Genomic DNA, 19,036 nt, shown 5'->3' with positions numbered 1-19,036 from the left:
ATGGCAGAGAAGCTTACAGGTATTGCCGCGTCTAGCGGTGTTGCAGTTGCCAAAGCTTATCTACTTGTTCAACCGGATTTGTCATTTGAGACAGTTACTGTCGAAAATACCGACAACGAGGAAGCTCGCTTGGATGCTGCTCTTGAAGCAAGCACAGGCGAGCTTAACGTTATCCGTGAGAAAGCTGTAGAAAGCCTAGGAAACGAAGCGGCAGCGGTCTTTGACGCACATTTGATGGTTCTTGCAGATCCAGAAATGATTGGTCAAATTAAAGAAACGATTCGCGCTAAGAAAATAAACGCAGAAACAGCACTTAAAGAAGTGACAGATATGTTTATCGCGATTTTCGAAGGTATGGAAGACAATCCATACATGCAAGAACGTGCTGCTGACATCAAAGACGTTACAAAACGTGTGCTTGCAAATCTTCTTGGTAAGAAATTGCCAAGTCCTGCAACAATTGATCAAGAAGTGATCGTCGTTGCACATGATTTGACACCATCTGACACAGCGCAACTTGACAAAAAATTTGTTAAAGCCTTTATTACAAATATCGGCGGACGTACAAGTCACTCAGCAATCATGGCTCGTACGTTAGAAATCCCTGCAGTACTTGGTACAAATAACATCACAACACTTGTGACTGATGGTCAACTTTTGGCTGTCAACGGTATCACTGGTGATGTTATCATTGACCCAACAGAAACTGAACAAGCTGAGTTTATTGCTGCTGGTAAAGCTTATGCTGACCAAAAAGCAGAATGGGCTTTGCTTAAAGACGCTGAAACAATGACTGCTGATGGTAAACACTTTGAATTGGCTGCCAATATTGGTACACCTAAAGACGTCGTCGGTGTGAATGAAAATGGTGGGGAAGCAGTCGGTTTATACCGTACTGAGTTCCTTTACATGGATTCACAAGACTTCCCAACTGAAGATGAACAATATGAAGCCTATAAAGCAGTGCTTGAAGGCATGAATGGTAAACCAGTTGTTGTCCGTACTATGGACATCGGTGGGGACAAGGAATTGCCTTATTTCGATCTTCCGAAAGAAATGAACCCATTCCTTGGTTACCGTGCGCTTCGTATCAGCTTGTCTGAAGGTGGCGATGCGATGTTCCGCACACAATTGCGTGCTTTGCTTCGTTCATCTGTTCACGGTAAACTTCGCATCATGTTCCCAATGGTTGCACTCGTAACTGAGTTCCGTGCAGCTAAAAAACTTTTCGATGAAGAAAAAGCTAACTTGCTCGCTGAAGGCGTAGCAGTTGCTGACGACATCCAAGTAGGTATCATGATCGAAATCCCAGCAGCAGCAATGCTTGCTGACCAATTCGCTAAAGAAGTAGACTTCTTCTCAATCGGTACTAACGACCTCATCCAATACACGATGGCGGCTGACCGTATGAACGAACAAGTTTCTTACCTTTACCAACCTTATAACCCTTCAATCTTGCGCTTAATCAACAACGTGATTAAAGCAGCGCATGCTGAAGGTAAATGGGCTGGAATGTGTGGCGAAATGGCCGGTGACCAAACTGCAGTACCACTTTTAGTTGGTATGGGACTTGACGAATTCTCAATGTCAGCGACATCAATACTACAAACACGTAGCTTGATGAAACGTCTTGACACTGCGAAAATGCAAGAATTGGCTAACAAAGCCTTGACTGAATGTGCAACAATGGAAGAAGTTGTTGCTTTGGTTGAAGATTATACAAAATAAGCAATAAATGATCAAAACAAAGCTAGTCACGAAAGTGACTGGCTTTTTTGATCTTCGCATAAATTGAAGTGTGAGAAGTTATTTTGGGTATTGAATATGAAGTCAACAGAATGTTGATTTACAGATGGAATGAGTCATGATATGCTTGAAATGTAGAATTTATCAATTTTATAATGCCAATTGCTGAATAAGAAAAAAGAATTTAAACTTATCATACAAGTTTCAACTGCACAAAATTGGAGAGAGTATTTTATTTCTGATAATCCGTATAGTTCGAATGATATAGTTGAGATTGGAGATAATTATGTCATAATTGATAAATAAAAACAACAATTACTACTGCCTGAATGGCGAATATCTGCGTTTATCGTTATGTGATTAAGAAAAATTCCGATAAAACCACAGTTTCATCATTTTCAATAGAAAGATAATAAAACGGTCTTGGTTGCAAATCTATTATGCGACAGATCTTTTAAATGCCTATACAGATCATATTATTCCTTTGGGTTCAGATAGAATAAAGTAAGGAAATGTTCAAATAAAAAGTTTGAACGTTTTTTTGTACTAAATGAGAAATACTCCATGTCGTTCGTGGTATTTTTTGGTCATTCATACAAATCTTTGGTTATTCGTGACATATTTTCGTCCGTTTATGGCATCTTGGAAAAAATATTTTTTTTTCGTGTAAAATAAGAGAATAGAGAACGATTGATGAGGGGGATGCGATGACAACTATTGAGAATATGGTATTTAGACAATTGAATGAGCAAGAACTGGCATTTATTAGTGGTGGTACGCTAGGGGATAACATTAAACAAGCCCGACTTGAACACCAGATGACTCAGACGATGTTAGCCCAAGCTCTCTTTGTTAGCAAACAAGCGGTGAGTCAGTGGGAAAAAGGCGTGCGTGAATCGAATATTGAGACAGTCGTACGATTACGAGAGATACTTCATGTTCCTTTTGATAAACTATTGAAATAAAATCTGATTGCTAAAAAGAAGGAAAGGTGGTGAAAATGTTAAAAAGATATCAATATACATCACAAGTTGATACACGAGATTGTGGTGTTGCGGCACTTGCGACGGTTGCTAAACATTACGGTTCGAATTTTTCTTTAGCGCACCTACGTGAGCTAGCCAAAACTGACATGGAAGGGACTACAGCTCTTGGAATTGTCAAGGCGGCTCAAGTGCTCAATTTTGAGACGCGTGTACTTCAAGCAGATATGACACTTTTTGAGTTAACAGAAATACCTTATCCGTTCATTGCGCATGTGGCTAAAGATGGTAAGCTTTTACATTATTATGTGGTATATGGTGCAAAAAAAGATAAACTTATTATTGCTGATCCAGATCCTGATGTAGGTGTGACGAAAATGTCCAAAGAAAGATTTTCGACTGAGTGGACAGGTGTAGCAATTTTTCTTGCACCAACGGCGAACTATACGGTAGAAAAAGACGAAAAAAATGGTCTCATGAGTTCCCTACCATTATTGCTCAAACAAAAAGGGTTAATTGTTAATATTATATTAGCAGCTTTGTTGGTAACTGTGATTAATATCGCAGGATCATATTATTTACAAAGCATCATCGATGAGTATGTACTAAACCAGATGAAGTCAACGCTTGGAATTATTTCGGTCGGACTAATCATCACTTACTGTTTACAGCAAATGATGAGTTATGCTCAGACTAATCTTCTAAATATCTTGGGACAGCGCTTATCAATAGATGTTATCTTATCCTACATTCGGCATATTTTTGAACTTCCAATGACATTTTTTGCGACAAGGCGAACTGGTGAAATCCTATCAAGGTTTACCGATGCAAATGCTATTATTGATGCCTTGGCAAGTACGATTTTATCCGTTTTCTTGGATATGACGATCGTCATGGTTGTTGGTAGTTTTCTCTTTTTTCAAAATGGTCATTTATTTTTATTGACCTTGCTATCAGTCCCCTTGTATCTTTTGCTCGTCATGTTATTCATTAAGCCCTTTCAGAAAATGAATGCAGCAGTCATGCAGCATAATGCCATTTTGAGCTCCAGTATTATTGAAGATATAAATGGGATTGAAACAATTAAAAGTCTCACGAGCGAGGTAGCATCATATCAAAAAATTGACCGTGAATTTATTGCTTATCTCAAGGCATCTTTTAAGAGAGAACGATATGAGGCAGTCCAGACCGCTCTTAAACAAGCTTTAAAACTGATTTTAAATGTGATGATATTGGCTATTGGTGCACGATTGGTCATGCAAGACAAACTGACATTAGGACAATTAATCACCTACAATACCTTGCTCTCTTATTTCACGACCCCCCTCGAAAATATTATAAATTTACAAACAAAACTTCAGCAAGCACGTGTAGCTAATCATAGATTGAACGAAGTTTATCTCGTGGACTCAGAATTTACCACAGAAAATCTAATAACTGAACTTGAACAGATTCAGACCATATCGTTTGAAGAAGTCAGCTATAAGTATGGTTTTGGACGTGATACCTTAAAGAATGTGACGTTTGAAGTCAATGCAGGTGAAAAACTAGCCTTGACTGGTGTGAGCGGAAGTGGCAAGACGACTTTAGCCAAGCAAATGGTTCATTTTTTAGAACCGAGTCAAGGTGTGATTAAAATTAATCGACAAGATATCAAACAAATTGACAAGAAAATATTACGTCAAAAAATCAATTATATTCCACAGCAACCCTATATCTTCACAGGCTCAATCATGGAAAATTTAACATTAGGTGCTAAGCCTGACGTGACACCACAGGATATTATGACAGCTTGTGAAATTGCTCAGATTTGAGAAGATATTGAGGCAATGCCAATGACCTATCAAACGCAACTCACTGATGGCACTGGAATTTCAGGAGGACAGAAACAGCGCGTTGCTCTAGCACGTGCGCTCCTAACAAAAGCTGATGTGTTGATTCTAGATGAAGCGACAAGTTCACTTGATGTCTTCACGGAGAAAAAAGTCATTGATAATTTGATGCAATCGAATAAAACAATCATCTTCGTCGCGCACCGGCTATCTATCGCTGCTAAATGCGACCGAATCTTTGTACTTGAACAAGGGGAAATTGTCGAGTCAGGGCATCACGAAGAACTGCTAGCTCTAGGCCAACAATATAAGCAAATGGTTATGCTTTAGAAAGGAATCCATATGAACTCCCAATTATTTGAAAGTGCAGAATTTTATAAACGGCGATATGGCAGTTTTTCAGTTTATCTGGTTATTCCCGCAGCTCTATTGCTTTGTTTTTTAATATTGTTCTCCATGCTTAACAAGAAAGAAATCACAGTTCAGTCTATTGGGGAGCTTGTTCCAGCTTATCGGCTAGCCAAAATTCAGTCAACCAGTGATTTGAAAATCATCGAAAATAACTTGTTAAATCATCAATATATAGAAAAAGGTCAGACCTTGATTGTATATTCAGGACAGGTGACAGAAACTGAAATCCAAACAATGATAACACAGTTGGCGCAACTGGATAAACAAATTATGGATTTGGAAACACTGAAACAAGGGATTGTAAAAGATGTTCAAACCTTTGTATCGACAGATGAATTTGGCTATCAGAGTAGTTTAGGGAGCTATCTTAGCCAACGGGAAGTGATGCAGAAGGAACATGATAAAGTAAATGCTAATATTAGTCTTCAAAACGAAACAGTGGTTAGCACGCAGAAGGCGATTAATGATGAAATAACAGCTTTGACGGCTAAAATAGCAGTAAAAAAAAATAAGCAGGCTCAAGAAAAAGATAAAGAAAGACAAGAGGCTATTTTTGTTGAAATTGAACAACTGGAGACTAATCTCGCAAGTTTGAAAACGCAGAAAGCGAGTAGTGGCACTTACCAATCCTATGATGAAAGTTTAGCCTCAAAACTCAATAGCCTAAAAACTGAGCAGCTTGCAAATGCCGATAAAGAACTAGTGATCGTTAAGGGCAAGAAACAGGAGATAGCACAAAGTTTATCTCGTGCTAGGGAGATTCAGCAAAATCATGAGATTATTGCTCCAGAATCAGGAATTATTAAGGTAGATGAGTCTAACCAACATAAAAAGATGATCCCGATTGGTACGATGATTGCTGAGATTTTACCAAGTCTGACAGATAGAACGAAACTTGAAATTGAATATTATGTAGATTCAAGTGACTTAACAGCACTTAAAATCGGTCAAAAAATAAGATTTGCCTCTACCAAAAAGTTAAAGCAACCACTCATTTTAACTGGTCGAATTAACTCAATTGCTAAATCTGCTACTCAGATTAAAGGACAGAATTTTTTTCAAGTTAAAGCGCAAGTCACTTCTAAGACGTTAAAAAGAAAGCAATTGATTTATGGCTTACAAGGACGAGTTTCTAGTGTTGTTGATACAAAAACTTTCTTTCAATATTATCTGGATAAATTTTTTGACGGTCAATGAAGACTGATGAGGTATAAGTGTTTTATTTAAAGGATGTCCTGATTTTATATTGGCAATAAAAAAGATTTGTGTTAGAATGAAAGGGAAATATTTAGGAAAACGTTTTCTTAGATAACTATAGCCCCTTATTTGATGATTCGATTGACAATTATCTTATTATGAGATGAGGGTGGGGAAGACAATTCACCGTAAGGTGTACGTTGAATTCGAAGAAAGTATAGAGACGGTTATTACCGTGTCTTTACTTAGAAATTCAGGAGAAAAAGAATGAGTGAAGTAATCCCTAAAGTAAAAAAAGCAGCGATGCTACCTAATAATTTCATCATGCTTGATTTTGACAATGGAGAGCGTCGTTACTTGCCATCTCACTATATTCAACAATATGAAAATGCCTTAGCTGGAGATAAAGCAGTGGCTGAGGGGACGCGTAGGACGATTGCAGTATCGCCTACCATTACTTTTTTTGGTAATCAGTTTGACATTCAAGATGATGGCACAGTTGTCCTCAATGAAAAAGATTGTTACACACTTGAGGAATTATGGAAAAATAGTGTGTCGAGCATCTCGGAAGCTAAGCGTGTTATCCCAGATGCTACGCATTGGAAACGTAATGTTGTTGTAGCCTTACTTTTGGCATCGCCTTTAGTGATTATTATGATAGTTGCTTTAATTCAAGGGTGGTAAATATGACATGAGGAACTAGACGGTCGTGTCTAGTTTTCTTTCAGCGGAAATTATCGGATAATTCAATATTTTCTTAGATAATCTGGATAGGTAAATACTAGAGGGAATAACTAAGAGGAGTGAAAAAGAGACTATGGTTATCTTGTAAGGGAATGAGATAAGATAGTAGAATCAAGATGACTCAATTTCGAGGGTATGGTAAAGGGGAAAATCAAATGAATGATCAAATGAAAGCATCTAAGCAACTTGAAAAATTTACGGAGGTATGTGAAGGTGTTCTTGCCAATATTCAAGGAGGTGGAAAGGGTTCTATCTTTGCTTTGATTTTTAGTTCTTTTCATGGGAAAAAGTGATGATAGAGGTATTATTACTTGTCCTAACTCTTACTTTATATATGATAAACGGTTCTTATGTTTTATATCATTTTAGTGTGCTAAAGATAAAGTTAGTTTCTCTATCGATTTTTTGTACTGTTGAGTTGCTTGTTGTTTTAGTAAGTGTCCTGATTAATCAAGGTTGGCTTCGTTTTCTCATAGAGCTAGTCATGTATATCTCATTTCTTCAGCATTTCAGAAACAAAGATCTTAAAGTGAATATTTTTCTAGCTATTTTTACATTAACTTTCTGCTACTTCGTAAAAATGTTTATTTCTATTTTTATTGTTGAACATATTTTTAAAATTCAGGATAATAACATTGGAGGACTAACAGGTGATTTGTGTGTCATACCGTCTTATTTTATCTTGTTAAAGTGTTTGGCAATCAATCCCAAACAGTTAATAATTGCAGATCAAGAGTGGGAGTCGGATTTTTTGAATTCAGAAGACAATCCGAAAGAATTTAAAGTGGAACGTGACATTGAACAAGAGCAAAATAAATTGATTATTTTTTCGGCAATTCTGATGGTACTTTTTTATCTATACAATAATTTTGTCAGACTGACAGAATTCGGTAGTCGTTTCAATTTTAGTTATGTTGTTTTTGTCTATGTTTTCTTGTTTCTTATGATGCTTCACTTGATTAATGTCAAGTATAAGGAATGGGAGAACCACAAATTATTGAGTTATAAAGACCGTTTGCTATCAGGTTTATCAACTTACACGCAGGAAGTGGATAAATCTTATCAATCTGTTCGAATGTTTCGGCATGATTTTACGAATATTCTTGTGTCCATGCGTGAAACGATTGAAACGCAGAAAATAGAAGCGGTTAGAAAAACCTACGGTGAAATTCTTGAAAGAAGTAGTATCATTCTTGAAGAAAATCGAAAAGAAGTTGCGAAGCTTGCTAATATCAAGGTTTTAGAGTTAAAGAGTGTTATTTCGGCAAAGATACTGCAAGCTGAGATAAGAGATGTTGCAGTTGAGTTAGAAATACCAGAAACCATAGACAATATACGAGTAGAGAAACTGGATATAGTCAGGATAATTGGTATAACATTGGATAATGCTATTGATGCAGCAGTCGAAACTGAGGGAGATAAGGCAGTCGTTAAAGTAGCTATTTTTAATAAAGGGTTGGCTAGATATTATGTTGTAGAAAATGATATGGTTCAGGAAAAGTTGCCGACACATTTGATATTTGAGGAGGGCTATTCAACAAAAGGTCCACATCGTGGTTATGGTCTTGCTAATTTAGATGCCATTATTAGCAATTATCCAAGAGTTAGTTATCGGATACAGGCTAAAAATTATAAATTTAGAATCGAATTAGAGATGAGTTGAGGATGAAGGTTTATATATTGGAAGATGAAATTGTTCAGCAATTTCGGTTAGAGAGTTTGGTAAAAAACTATATGCAGCAAAAGAAATATCCAGTTGAAGAGATTGTCACGTGTGATCGCTCATGAGATCTTTTAGCATCGCTTGAAGAAAGTTCCCGAAATAATATTTATTTCTTGGATATTGCTATCAAAGGCAATCAAAATGCTGGTTTAGAAATCGCTGAAAAGATTCGGAAACTAGACGCAATTGGACAAATTTCTTTTGTCACGACGCACAATGAATTTGCATCGATTACTTATGAGTATAAGGTGAATGCACATGATTTTATTGATAAAATTTTGCCACAAAAAGTTTTTGACGAAAGGATTATAGCAAATATTGATCACTATATCACAATTAATCGTCTTAAACCTTTGAATGAAGTGTTTTCCTATAAAACACGAACAGGTAAGATTATCGAAGCGTTATATGCCGATATTCGATACTTTGAAACGACTGGTATTGCGCATAAGCTACTTCTGCAAATGGATGGTGAAACCTTGACCATGTATGGCAATATGAATGATATTGAAAATATGTCTAATCATTTGGTGCGGGTGCATCGTTCTTTTTTGGTAAACCAATCTTTCATCAAAAAAATGTATAAAAGAGAAAAAATCATTGTGCTAGAGGATGATACGGAAATTCCAGTATCTCGAGCAGGTTTTAAACGATTGGAACAAGTTTGGCTAAAAAGATAGGGATAAAATTTGTCAACGCTTTCAAAATAACGTAAAATAGAAGTAGGATAACTCTAAAAAATAGATTCATGTGAATCTTGACAGGTGTCGTTTTCAGAGCTCTGATTAAGAAAGTGGTGATGATAATGGAAAACATAGGAAATGTGACAGGACTTGTTCATTCGACAGAAAGTTTCGGTAGTGTTGATGGACCAGGCGTTCGCTTTGTCATTTTTATGCAAGGCTGTAAAATGCGTTGTAAGTTTTGCCACAATCCAGACACCTGGGCAATGAGCAATAGTAAGGCAAAAGAGCGGACGGTTGATGAAGTCCTCGCTGAAGCGATGAAGTTCAAGTCTTTTTGGGGCAGTCGTGGTGGGATTACGGTCTCTGGTGGCGAAGCCATGTTACAAATGGATTTTGTGACGGCTTTGTTTACGAAAGCTAAATCCCTTGGTATACACTGCACACTAGATACGTGTGGTCAGCCTTTTTCAACGAAACCTGAAACGTTAATGAAAGTGGATAAACTGCTCGCCGTGACCGATTTGGTCTTGCTTGATATTAAAGAAATTAATGAAATCCGGCATCGTGACTTGACTGGTCATAAGAATGATAATATTATCGCATTTTCACGTTATTTATCAGATAAGCAAGTTCCTGTATGGATTCGCCATGTTCTGGTACCAGGTGAAACCGATTTTGATGAAGATTTACAAGCATTGGGTGACTATGTCAAGACATTGTCAAATGTTCAAAAGTTTGAAGTTTTGCCTTACCATACGATGGGTGAATTCAAGTGGAGAGAGTTAGGGTGGGATTACCCACTGATTGGTGTCAAACCACCAAGTAGCGAGCGTGTCGCTAACGTCAATTCACTCTTACATACAGAAGATTATAAAAAATATCTGGAGCGCGTGAACAGATGAGTATCATAAGGTAGTGAACTGGGTTGAAAAAACTGAGAAATCGAGGTATCTGTTACTTCGATTTTTTAGATGAAGTAGGACGCTATTAGTTTATGAAAGCAAAGCGTGATATAATAAAGTTAGACACCTTTTAAAATCAAGGATAGAAAGACAGATTCAATGACAAAAATAATTTTCATGGGAACACCAGCTTTTTCAGTACCTGTTTTAGACGGGCTAGTTGAGAAGGGTTATGAGGTGTTAGCAGTTGTCACACAACCAGATCGTGCAGTTGGTCGAAAAAAAGAAATTAAGATGACGCCCGTCAAGGCGGCAGCTTTACGTCATAAGTTACCAGTTTATCAACCTGAGAAAATCTCGGGTTCTGATGAAATGGCGGAGCTGATGACATTAGGAGCGGATATTATCGTAACAGCGGCATTTGGTCAATTTTTACCAGAGCGTTTGCTCAATTCTGTTAAGCATGCTGTCAATGTTCATGCCAGTCTTTTGCCGAAATATCGCGGAGGTGCACCTGTCCATTATGCTATCATCAAAGGTGATAAAGAGGCTGGTGTGACAATTATGGAAATGGTTAAAAAAATGGATGCAGGTGATATGATTTCGCAGCGTGCCATTCCGATTACCGATGCTGATAATGTTGGTACTATGTTTGAAAAACTCAGTCTTGTCGGTCGGGAACTTCTATTAGATACTTTACCAGATTATCTGGCAGGCAATATCACGCCACAGCCGCAGGATGAATCGCAAGTAACCTTTTCACCTAATATAACACCAGAAGAAGAACGGATTGATTGGCAGCTTTCTGCGCGTGATATTTTCAATCAAGTGCGTGGTATGTCTCCATGGCCAGTTGCACATACTATTTGGCAAGGAACGCGTTTTAAACTTCATGAGGTCGTACTGGCTGATTTAAATCATGTCGAAGGTACTCCGGGGCAAGTTATCGAAAAGACAAAAAAAAGTCTGGTCATCGCTACAAAAGAAGGGGCTGTTAGCCTAACGATAGTACAACCAGCAGGTAAACCTAAAATGCCTATTCAAGATTTTCTAAATGGTTTAGGAAAAAATATAAATATCGGAGATCAATTTGAGTAATAATCCGCGCCGGGTGGCGCTTTCTGTCATTAATGATGTATTAAACAATGATGCTTATGCCAATATCGCACTTAATGAAAAAATCAAATCAGAGCATTTGACTGAGCTAGATAAAAAATTGGTGACACAGCTCGTTTATGGTACGATTTCAAAAAAAATCACGTTGGACTGGTATACCAAGCCTTATGTCAAAAAGACTAAGAAATGGGTCAAAAATCTGTTAGCTATGACGGTTTATCAGATTATTTATATGGATCGTATTCCGACATCAGCTGCGGTTGATGAAGCGGTTAAAATTGCGAAAAAGCAAGGTGATCAAAGGTTATCAGGTTTTGTCAACGGTGTACTCCGTAATTTTACGCGTGCAGAGCTCAGGTCTTTTGATGAGATTTCAGATTCAACGGAAAAATTGGGTATTCAATATTCGATGCCAGCTGAGTTAACACAAAAATTTGTGACACAGTTTGGATTTGAAAAGACGCGTCAAATTTTTAAGAGTTTGGAAGAGCCGAGTCGTGCGAGTTTGCGCGTGAATACAACATTAACAGATGTCGAGACTGAATTTAACAAGTTATCGCAAGAATTTGATGTTGAAAAATCAGAACTCTCATCGACAGGGATTGTCGCGAAAACCGGTCATTTTGCTGACTTGCTTGATTTCAATGATGGTCTGATAACGATTCAAGATGAATCAAGTCAATTAGTTGCTGTGGCATTAGATGCACAACCAAATGATAAGATTTTGGATGCTTGTGCAGCACCTGGTGGTAAGACTGTCCACATCGCTGAATATTTATCAGAGCAAGGCCATATCGAAGCGTTGGACTTGTATGACCATAAGTTACGTTTGATACAACAAAATGCCGTGCGTCTTCATCAAGCAGAAAAAATCAGCTTGACTAAACTTGATGCGCGTCAAAGTTTTGAAAAATTTGGTGCAGAACGTTTTGATAAAATTTTAGTCGATGCACCGTGTTCGGGACTGGGACTAATTCGTCGCAAACCTGATATAAAATATAGAAAAGAAACGACTGATTTTGTAAATTTACAGAAAGTTCAGCTTGAAATTCTAGAAAATACTTGCAAAACCCTTGTAAGTAGTGGTACTATAGTGTATAGTACATGTACTATTTTCGACGAAGAAAATTTCCAAGTCATTGAAAAATTCTTGGCTAAACATCCTGAATTTGAGCAAGTGCCTTTGACACATGAAAAAGCCGATATTATTAAAAACGGCTGTATCATGCTCACGCCAGATGCTTATCATACGGATGGTTTCTTTATCGTAAAATTGTGCAAAAAATAAGGTGTATGAGGTTTAAGGCACTCCTCCTTTTGGGAAGATGCGGTAGGCCGAAATGCACTTAATCTCAAATGAAATTGTTTAAAAACGATAGTGGATGAAACCGTTGTTTTTATAACTTGAATGAGGACTTAGATGAAGTACAGTATTTTGTCAGACGTTGGGCAAAAACGCGTGAATAATCAGGATTATGCCGACACCTATGAAAATCAACAGGGTGAGCGGATTTTTCTGCTTGCAGATGGTATGGGCGGTCATAAGGCTGGTAATGTTGCGAGTAAATTGACAGTTGAGGACCTTGGTAAAGCCTGGGCGACAACTGATTTTACAGGGGACAGTCATCCTGATGAAATTGAATCATGGCTCCGTGCTCAAATTCGCGCTGAAAATGAGAATATCGCAAACCTTGGGAAATTAGATGATTACAAGGGAATGGGGACTACGCTTGAGGCAGTCGTTGTTCAAAAACATCAAATTATCAGTGCTCATGTTGGTGATTCTCGGACACAAGTGATTAAAAATGGAGAATTAATCCGAATCACACGTGACCATTCTCTTGTCCAAGAGTTGGTAGATGCTGGTGAAATAACGGCAGATGAGGCTGAGAAACACCCGAATAAGAATATTATTACGCGTTCTTTAGGTCAACCGACAGACATTGATGTCGATACAGTGACGTTAGAAATTGATGCCGATGATATTATTATCATGAGTTCTGATGGTTTGACGAATATGGTGCCGGCTGAGGCAATCATAGAAACTGTAGATAATGATCAGGACGTGATCAGTCAAGCGCAAGACTTAGTTGCCCTTGCTAATACGAATGGTGGTCTGGATAATATCACGGTTATTTTAGTCAAATTTGATAAAGGAGATCTGTAAGATGATACAAATTGGAAAAATCTATGCAGATCGTTATCGCGTGATTAGAGAAATCGGTCGTGGCGGTATGGCTAATGTTTATTTGGCAGAAGATACTTATCTGGACAATCGTCAGGTCGCGATTAAAATTTTGCGTTCAAACTTTGAAAATGATAGCCTAGCAATTGCTCGTTTTCAACGTGAAGCTTATGCCATGGCAGAATTGAATCATCCTAATATTGTTGGCATTTCTGATGTGGGTGATGCAGATGATCAGCAATACATCGTCATGGAATATATTGACGGCTTGACGCTAAAACAATATATTAATGAGCACGCACCACTTGCCAATGAAGAAGCAATCAGAATTGGTGATGAGATTTTGGCTGCTATGGCTTTGGCGCATAGTAGTGGGATTATTCATCGTGATTTGAAACCGCAAAATATTCTCATCACAAAAGACGGTACTGCAAAAGTAACGGATTTTGGGATTGCTAAGGCGCTTTCTGAAACGTCTTTAACACAGACGAACTCTATGTTTGGTTCTGTGCACTACCTTAGTCCTGAACAAGCTCGCGGAGGTAATGCTACACCTCAGAGTGATCTCTATGCGATAGGGATTATCATTTATGAAATGTTGACAGGTTCGATTCCTTTCGATGGCGATAGTGCTGTTACCATTGCCCTCAAGCATTTTCAAGAGAACTTGCCAAGTATCATTAATCAAAATAAAAATGTGCCACAAGCTCTTGAAAATGTTGTAATTAAGGCAACGGCTAAAAAACTGTCAGATCGCTACGAGAACGTGACGGATATGCGTCGTGATTTGAATCTTGCTTTGAGTTTGGATCATGCTCACGATCCAAAATTAACTTTTGTCGAAGATGAAGATGCGACAAAGATTCTGCCTAAAATGCTGATTCCGGATAACGGCAACACGGATAAATTGGTCACGAAGGTGACGCAAGATACTGCAGCAGATGGTACGACAGGTGGCATTGAGCCACTTGTTGGTACGAGTAAGAAAAAGCGAGTACCTAAGGGTGTGATAATCGGTGGTGTTGTAGCAATTGTTTTAGCGATTGCGGTGGTAGCACTTATTTTGACGACACCTAAAGAAGTAAAAGTGCCTGATGTGACGGGCATGACGGTTTCGCAAGCTAAAACGGTTCTTGAAAATAATAAACTAAAGGTTGGTCGTGAAATCAAAGAGGTTAGCGATCAGCCTGAAGGTAAAGTGATACGGACGAATCCAGAAGCCAAGACAGTTAAAAAAGAGGGTGCCAGTGTCAACCTCTATGTGTCAAAAGGTGGCAATGTTATCAAGTTGAAAAACTATGTCGGTTGGGATGTTGATAAAGCGATTGATGATTTGATTCTCAAATATAATGTGGACGAAAGCAGAATCAAGAAAGAATCTGTCAAGTCTGATAGTATTGATGCAGGTAAAATCATCAAGCAAACCCCTGGGAAAGATAAACTATTTGATTTAGATAGCAAGGATGACATCATCTTCCAAGTTTCTGAAGGTAATCAAGCAGTTATGCCAACCTACCTGAACAATGGCTTGAGTATCAAGACTGTAGCGGCAATTAAGGCTGAACTTCAAAATATGGGCGTGCCCGCTGCTAATATCACGGTCGAATATACCCAAACGACTGACCAAAATGCAGATGGTTATGTCATTGGTTCAACTCCTGCACAAGGAGATACATTTAAAATCAAAGATACTAAGATTGTTTTGACAGTACTGCAATTTGACTCTGCAACTGCAAGTAAAGAGTCATCTGAGTCAGAATCTAAATCTAAGTCGGAAAGTGAGGCTAGCGCCTCTGCCTCGACTTCAAAATCGATTGAAGACTCAAAAGCTAAAAGTGATGCAGATGCCAAGGCATCGCAATCTGCTAGCTCAACACCTGAGAGTTCAACAACACAATCTAAACCATAGTAAAGACACTCAGTGAGTTGACAGCTCTGAAAAAAGCTGTATAATAGATAAAGTACCAACTGGTTCTGAGCTTAGCGAACGCCAAACGTTTGGCACGGAAACAGCAATAAAATCAATTGAGCACCAAGCTCAATCATAAAAAGGAGAAACACAATGGCAATCTCAAAAGAGAAAAAAACTGAAATCATCAAGCAATATGCACGTACTGAAGGTGACACTGGTTCACCTGAAGTTCAAATCGCTGTTTTGACTTGGGAAATTAACCACCTTAACGAACATATTCAAAATCATAAAAAAGACCACGCAACTTACCGTGGTTTGATGAAAAAAATCGGTCACCGTCGTAACTTGTTGGCGTACTTGCGTCAAAAAGATATTCCACGTTACCGCGAATTGATTTCATCACTTGGTCTTCGTCGTTAATAACAAGAAAAATCCTGATAATATTGGGATTTTTTTGTTTTCCAAGGGTTCATGACGCTGAAAGCGTGTTAAAAATATGATAAAATAGTACTAGTTGAGACAAAAAAACGGGGTGCTCTATGCTAGACTAAGCAGTGTGTTGTTAATTCGCAACTATTGCTACAGATAAGATGCGTCATGTGTTGCTAACTAGCAACATATTACTGAATAGCTCTGCAAAGTCATTATCCACCCTAAATAAGGAGTAACCGTGGGTCAAATACAAATTACAAATATGCGATTTTACACGCACAATGGCGTTTTTGCAGAAGAAAAGACGCTAGGTCAACAGATTTCAGTCGATGTGACCGTTGATTATGACATTGAGCACCAAGTCAAGGATGATGATCTCACCACGACAATTTCTTATGCGGATGTGTACGACATCATCCGAGATTATGTGACACAACATGATTTTAACCTTATGGAATCAGTGGCAAATGGTGCATTAAATGCCTTGTTGTCTGCTTTTCCAATGGCCGAAAAAATTCGACTCTCAGTCAAAAAATATTCGGTACCAATTGTTGGGGTCTTTGATGACATTATCATCACAGTGGAGAGGAGCCATGCCTAAGGTTTACTTGAGCATCGGCACAAATCTCGGGGATCGGCACGCTAATTTGCAGGCAGCTGTTGACAAATTAACCAAGCTATATCACGTACTAGGTGTTTCTAAAATTTACGAAACACAGCCGGTCGGTGAGGTGGTTCAGGACGATTTCTATAACATCGCACTAGCCTTAGAGGTGCCCGAGACTTTAAAGCCAGAGGCTTTATTAACACAGACCCAACAAATTGAAAAAGATATGAAACGGGTCAAGACCATTCACTGGGGGCCTCGAACGATTGATTTGGATATTTTGCTTTTTGGTGATGTCAAAATGGTTAGCGCACAACTCACCATTCCGCATGCTGAAATGGCCAATCGTCGCTTTGTCTTGCAGCCCTTGGTTGAAGTGGCTGAGCGTATTTCTGATGTTGCGACAGTGAGTTTGGCGCGACAATTGCTAGACAAGACCGCTGACCAAAACTGGGTTCAGCCCACAAAATATGAGATAACTTATTAACGTCGTTTAGCCCACCACTTGATTTGAGGGATGGTTGACGTTTTAGATTAGAAAGTATTACATGAAAAAATTTTCTCAAGAACATCAAGAAACTCTTGAAACAGGCACAAAAAATCTACTGCAAGCGATTGGGGATAATCCTAATCGAGATGGTTTACTCGAAACACCTAAGCGGGTAGCTAAAGCCTATGCCGAAATTTTTTCGGCAACTGGTGAGACGCAGTTTGACAATTATAAACTCTTTCCGACAGACCAAGATTCAGATATGGTCATCGTCGCAGATATTCCTTTTTATGCCATGTGCGAACACCACTTGTTGCCATTTTTTGGTACAGTAACTGTTGGATATGTTCCCGATGGTGAAATTATTGGCTTGAGTAAGATTCCACGATTAGTCGATTGGGCAGCGCGTAGACCGAGCGTTCAAGAAAATCTGACAGCCTTGATTTGTTCAGAAATGCAACGCATTGTGCATCCAAAAGGTGTGGCCGTTCACGTGCAGTCTCGTCATATGTGTATGGAGATGCGTGGGATTAATCGGCCAGGGACTTACACGACGACTAGTCTTTATAAAGGCCTCTTGAAAACAGATACCTTTTTACGACAAGAATTTATGATGAAAGTGAGTGACAAATGACCTTACCGCATCGAATTGTTTTTGCGTCAAATAATTCAGCTAAAACCGCTGATGTTGCCAAGTTTTTCAAACTCTATGGCGTTGAATTAGTGAACTATCGTGAGCTTATACCTGCGCAGAATTTTCCGCCAGAAACGATAGATGACCAAAGGCTGAATGCGCATGTCAAAGCACAGTTTATCCACGAGTTTCTACCTGAAGAATACGTCCTTGCAGACGACTCAGGCATGTTTTTGCGCGCCTTTCCAGAGCGTTTTGGTTTAACGACTGCTCGAGAATTCAAGGCCTTAGGCCTTGATACGGTTGAAGCAGAAAATCAGTACGTGATAGATTTATATCGTGCAGTTGATGAACGCTCAGCTTATATGGCGGCGATTTTCGTTTTGATAACGCCTGAGCATGAGGTCATAACTGTTGAGGGGCGTGGTGGTGTGGCAATTTCGCCCGAAAGTCGCGGCCAATTTGGCAAAGGTCTTGATACGATTTTTCTGACGGAAACTGGTAAAACGATTGCAGAGTTGCCTATTGCTGAACAGCTCAATTACCACCACCGAGGTCGTGCCACCAAACGTTTACTTGCTAAATTACAGGATGAGGACATCATTTGGCAGGCAAATGGTCATGACTTGACGCAAGAGACTGGCATTATATATGGTGTTTTGAACGTCAGCCCTGAGTCTTTCTACAATGGTGAGCATGTCGGGGGCGTGGCAGTCTCATTAGGGCAGGCGACACAACAGCTAGCTGATGGTGCAGATGTGATTGAGGTTGGTGGACAGACGACGCGTCCTGGCTTTGTCCCACTCACACCAGAAGAGGAGATTGCGCGGATTGTGCCTGTGATTCAAGGTATTAAAAAAACGCATCCGTATGCTGTGGTGGCTGTGGATACTTATAAGTATGAGGTCATGATAGCTGCGATAGAGGCAGGCGCTGGTATCATCAATGATGTCAATGGTTTTACAGATGATGCAAGGAAATTGTCTTTAATGGCAGCAACGGATGTTGGGTTATTAATCATGTTCAACCCGAGGGATAATGAGCTTTCAGTGGATATCGCGGCAGACATGATTGCTTGGTTTACAGAGAATTTAGCAAGCCTTGAAGCAGCTGGGATTCAGCGTGAACGCATTGCGCTAGATCCGGGTGTGGGCTATTCGAAAAACTCTGATGTTTATCAAGATTTAGCCATGATGCAGGCAGTAGGCCGCTTAAAAGTTTTCAACCGACCGATTATGACAGCCGTTTCTAATAAAGGTTGGGCAAAATTTTTATTTGATTTGCCAAAAGACGAGAGAGCTGATTTATCGCTAGTTGCAGCGACAGAGATGTATCGTCTAGGTGCCAAAGTTTTACGGGTTCATGATGTCAAATCAGCCCGTCAAATGACAAGTTTTGTTGAATTATTAAAAAACGCACATTAAGCCTAATCTGGC

Annotated in this window: 18 protein-coding genes and 1 pseudogene; all 19 read left to right on the top strand. The window is 39.0% G+C overall.

Features of this window, described 5'->3' with window-relative positions; all coding sequences use genetic code 11:
- Positions 1 to 1,728 (top strand): phosphoenolpyruvate--protein phosphotransferase, encoded by a 1,728-nt coding sequence (gene ptsP, locus HZR21_RS06180; RefSeq protein ID WP_180746903.1) that lies wholly within the window; start codon positions 1 to 3, stop codon positions 1,726 to 1,728.
- Positions 1,729 to 2,453: 725 nt separating this feature from the next.
- On the top strand, positions 2,454 to 2,711 hold the full coding sequence (locus HZR21_RS06175; protein WP_180746902.1) for a helix-turn-helix domain-containing protein: 258 nt from the start codon (positions 2,454 to 2,456) through the stop codon (positions 2,709 to 2,711).
- Between the two features lie 35 nt (positions 2,712 to 2,746).
- Positions 2,747 to 4,891, top strand: a pseudogene (locus HZR21_RS06170) (peptide cleavage/export ABC transporter).
- 12 nt (positions 4,892 to 4,903) lie between these two features.
- Positions 4,904 to 6,169 (top strand): HlyD family efflux transporter periplasmic adaptor subunit, encoded by a 1,266-nt coding sequence (locus HZR21_RS06165; RefSeq protein ID WP_180746901.1) that lies wholly within the window; start codon positions 4,904 to 4,906, stop codon positions 6,167 to 6,169.
- A gap of 267 nt (positions 6,170 to 6,436) precedes the next feature.
- The gene (locus HZR21_RS06160; protein ID WP_180746900.1) at positions 6,437 to 6,853 is read left to right on the top strand and encodes a hypothetical protein; all 417 of its coding nucleotides are present in this window, start codon (positions 6,437 to 6,439) and stop codon (positions 6,851 to 6,853) included.
- Between the two features lie 176 nt (positions 6,854 to 7,029).
- A complete protein-coding gene (locus tag HZR21_RS06155) occupies positions 7,030 to 7,206 on the top strand; it encodes a hypothetical protein (protein ID WP_180746899.1) in 177 nt (58 codons plus the stop codon).
- Positions 7,207 to 7,493: 287 nt separating this feature from the next.
- Positions 7,494 to 8,576 (top strand): sensor histidine kinase, encoded by a 1,083-nt coding sequence (locus HZR21_RS06150; protein WP_180746898.1) that lies wholly within the window; start codon positions 7,494 to 7,496, stop codon positions 8,574 to 8,576.
- Between the two features lie 2 nt (positions 8,577 to 8,578).
- Positions 8,579 to 8,701: a response regulator gene (locus tag HZR21_RS11920; protein ID WP_259276393.1), complete on the top strand. Its 123-nt coding sequence runs from the start codon at positions 8,579 to 8,581 to the stop codon at positions 8,699 to 8,701.
- 48 nt (positions 8,702 to 8,749) lie between these two features.
- The gene (locus tag HZR21_RS06145) at positions 8,750 to 9,316 is read left to right on the top strand and encodes a LytR/AlgR family response regulator transcription factor (RefSeq protein WP_219605579.1); all 567 of its coding nucleotides are present in this window, start codon (positions 8,750 to 8,752) and stop codon (positions 9,314 to 9,316) included.
- A 119-nt stretch (positions 9,317 to 9,435) separates the two neighbouring features.
- A complete protein-coding gene (gene pflA, locus HZR21_RS06140) occupies positions 9,436 to 10,224 on the top strand; it encodes a pyruvate formate-lyase-activating protein (protein WP_180746897.1) in 789 nt (262 codons plus the stop codon).
- Between the two features lie 159 nt (positions 10,225 to 10,383).
- Entirely contained in the window at positions 10,384 to 11,322 is a 939-nt protein-coding gene (gene fmt, locus HZR21_RS06135; RefSeq protein WP_180746896.1) for a methionyl-tRNA formyltransferase, read from the top strand.
- Entirely contained in the window at positions 11,315 to 12,628 is a 1,314-nt protein-coding gene (rsmB, locus tag HZR21_RS06130; protein ID WP_180746895.1) for a 16S rRNA (cytosine(967)-C(5))-methyltransferase RsmB, read from the top strand. The genes fmt and rsmB overlap by 8 nt, the downstream gene beginning before the upstream one ends.
- Positions 12,629 to 12,760: 132 nt before the next feature.
- The gene (locus tag HZR21_RS06125) at positions 12,761 to 13,507 is read left to right on the top strand and encodes a Stp1/IreP family PP2C-type Ser/Thr phosphatase (protein ID WP_180746894.1); all 747 of its coding nucleotides are present in this window, start codon (positions 12,761 to 12,763) and stop codon (positions 13,505 to 13,507) included.
- 1 nt (position 13,508) lies between these two features.
- Complete coding sequence (pknB, locus tag HZR21_RS06120; protein ID WP_003139424.1) at positions 13,509 to 15,434, top strand: Stk1 family PASTA domain-containing Ser/Thr kinase; 1,926 nt, start codon at positions 13,509 to 13,511, stop codon at positions 15,432 to 15,434.
- A 153-nt stretch (positions 15,435 to 15,587) separates the two neighbouring features.
- Positions 15,588 to 15,857, top strand: coding sequence for a 30S ribosomal protein S15 (gene rpsO, locus HZR21_RS06115; protein WP_003139422.1), 270 nt, complete (start codon positions 15,588 to 15,590; stop codon positions 15,855 to 15,857).
- Positions 15,858 to 16,131: 274 nt separating this feature from the next.
- Entirely contained in the window at positions 16,132 to 16,470 is a 339-nt protein-coding gene (gene folB / locus HZR21_RS06110) for a dihydroneopterin aldolase (RefSeq protein WP_219605580.1), read from the top strand.
- The gene (gene folK, locus HZR21_RS06105) at positions 16,463 to 16,963 is read left to right on the top strand and encodes a 2-amino-4-hydroxy-6-hydroxymethyldihydropteridine diphosphokinase (protein WP_180746930.1); all 501 of its coding nucleotides are present in this window, start codon (positions 16,463 to 16,465) and stop codon (positions 16,961 to 16,963) included. Before folB ends, folK begins: the two co-directional genes overlap by 8 nt.
- A gap of 61 nt (positions 16,964 to 17,024) precedes the next feature.
- Entirely contained in the window at positions 17,025 to 17,600 is a 576-nt protein-coding gene (gene folE, locus HZR21_RS06100) for a GTP cyclohydrolase I FolE (protein WP_180746892.1), read from the top strand.
- A complete protein-coding gene (folP, locus tag HZR21_RS06095; protein WP_246307818.1) occupies positions 17,597 to 19,024 on the top strand; it encodes a dihydropteroate synthase in 1,428 nt (475 codons plus the stop codon). The genes folE and folP overlap by 4 nt, the downstream gene beginning before the upstream one ends.
- Positions 19,025 to 19,036 lie beyond the last annotated feature (12 nt).

This window comes from Pseudolactococcus laudensis (genome assembly GCF_013449735.1).
In the GTDB taxonomy this organism is placed as follows: domain Bacteria; phylum Bacillota; class Bacilli; order Lactobacillales; family Streptococcaceae; genus Pseudolactococcus; species Pseudolactococcus laudensis.
This window is presented reverse-complemented; position numbering and strand designations above follow the sequence as displayed.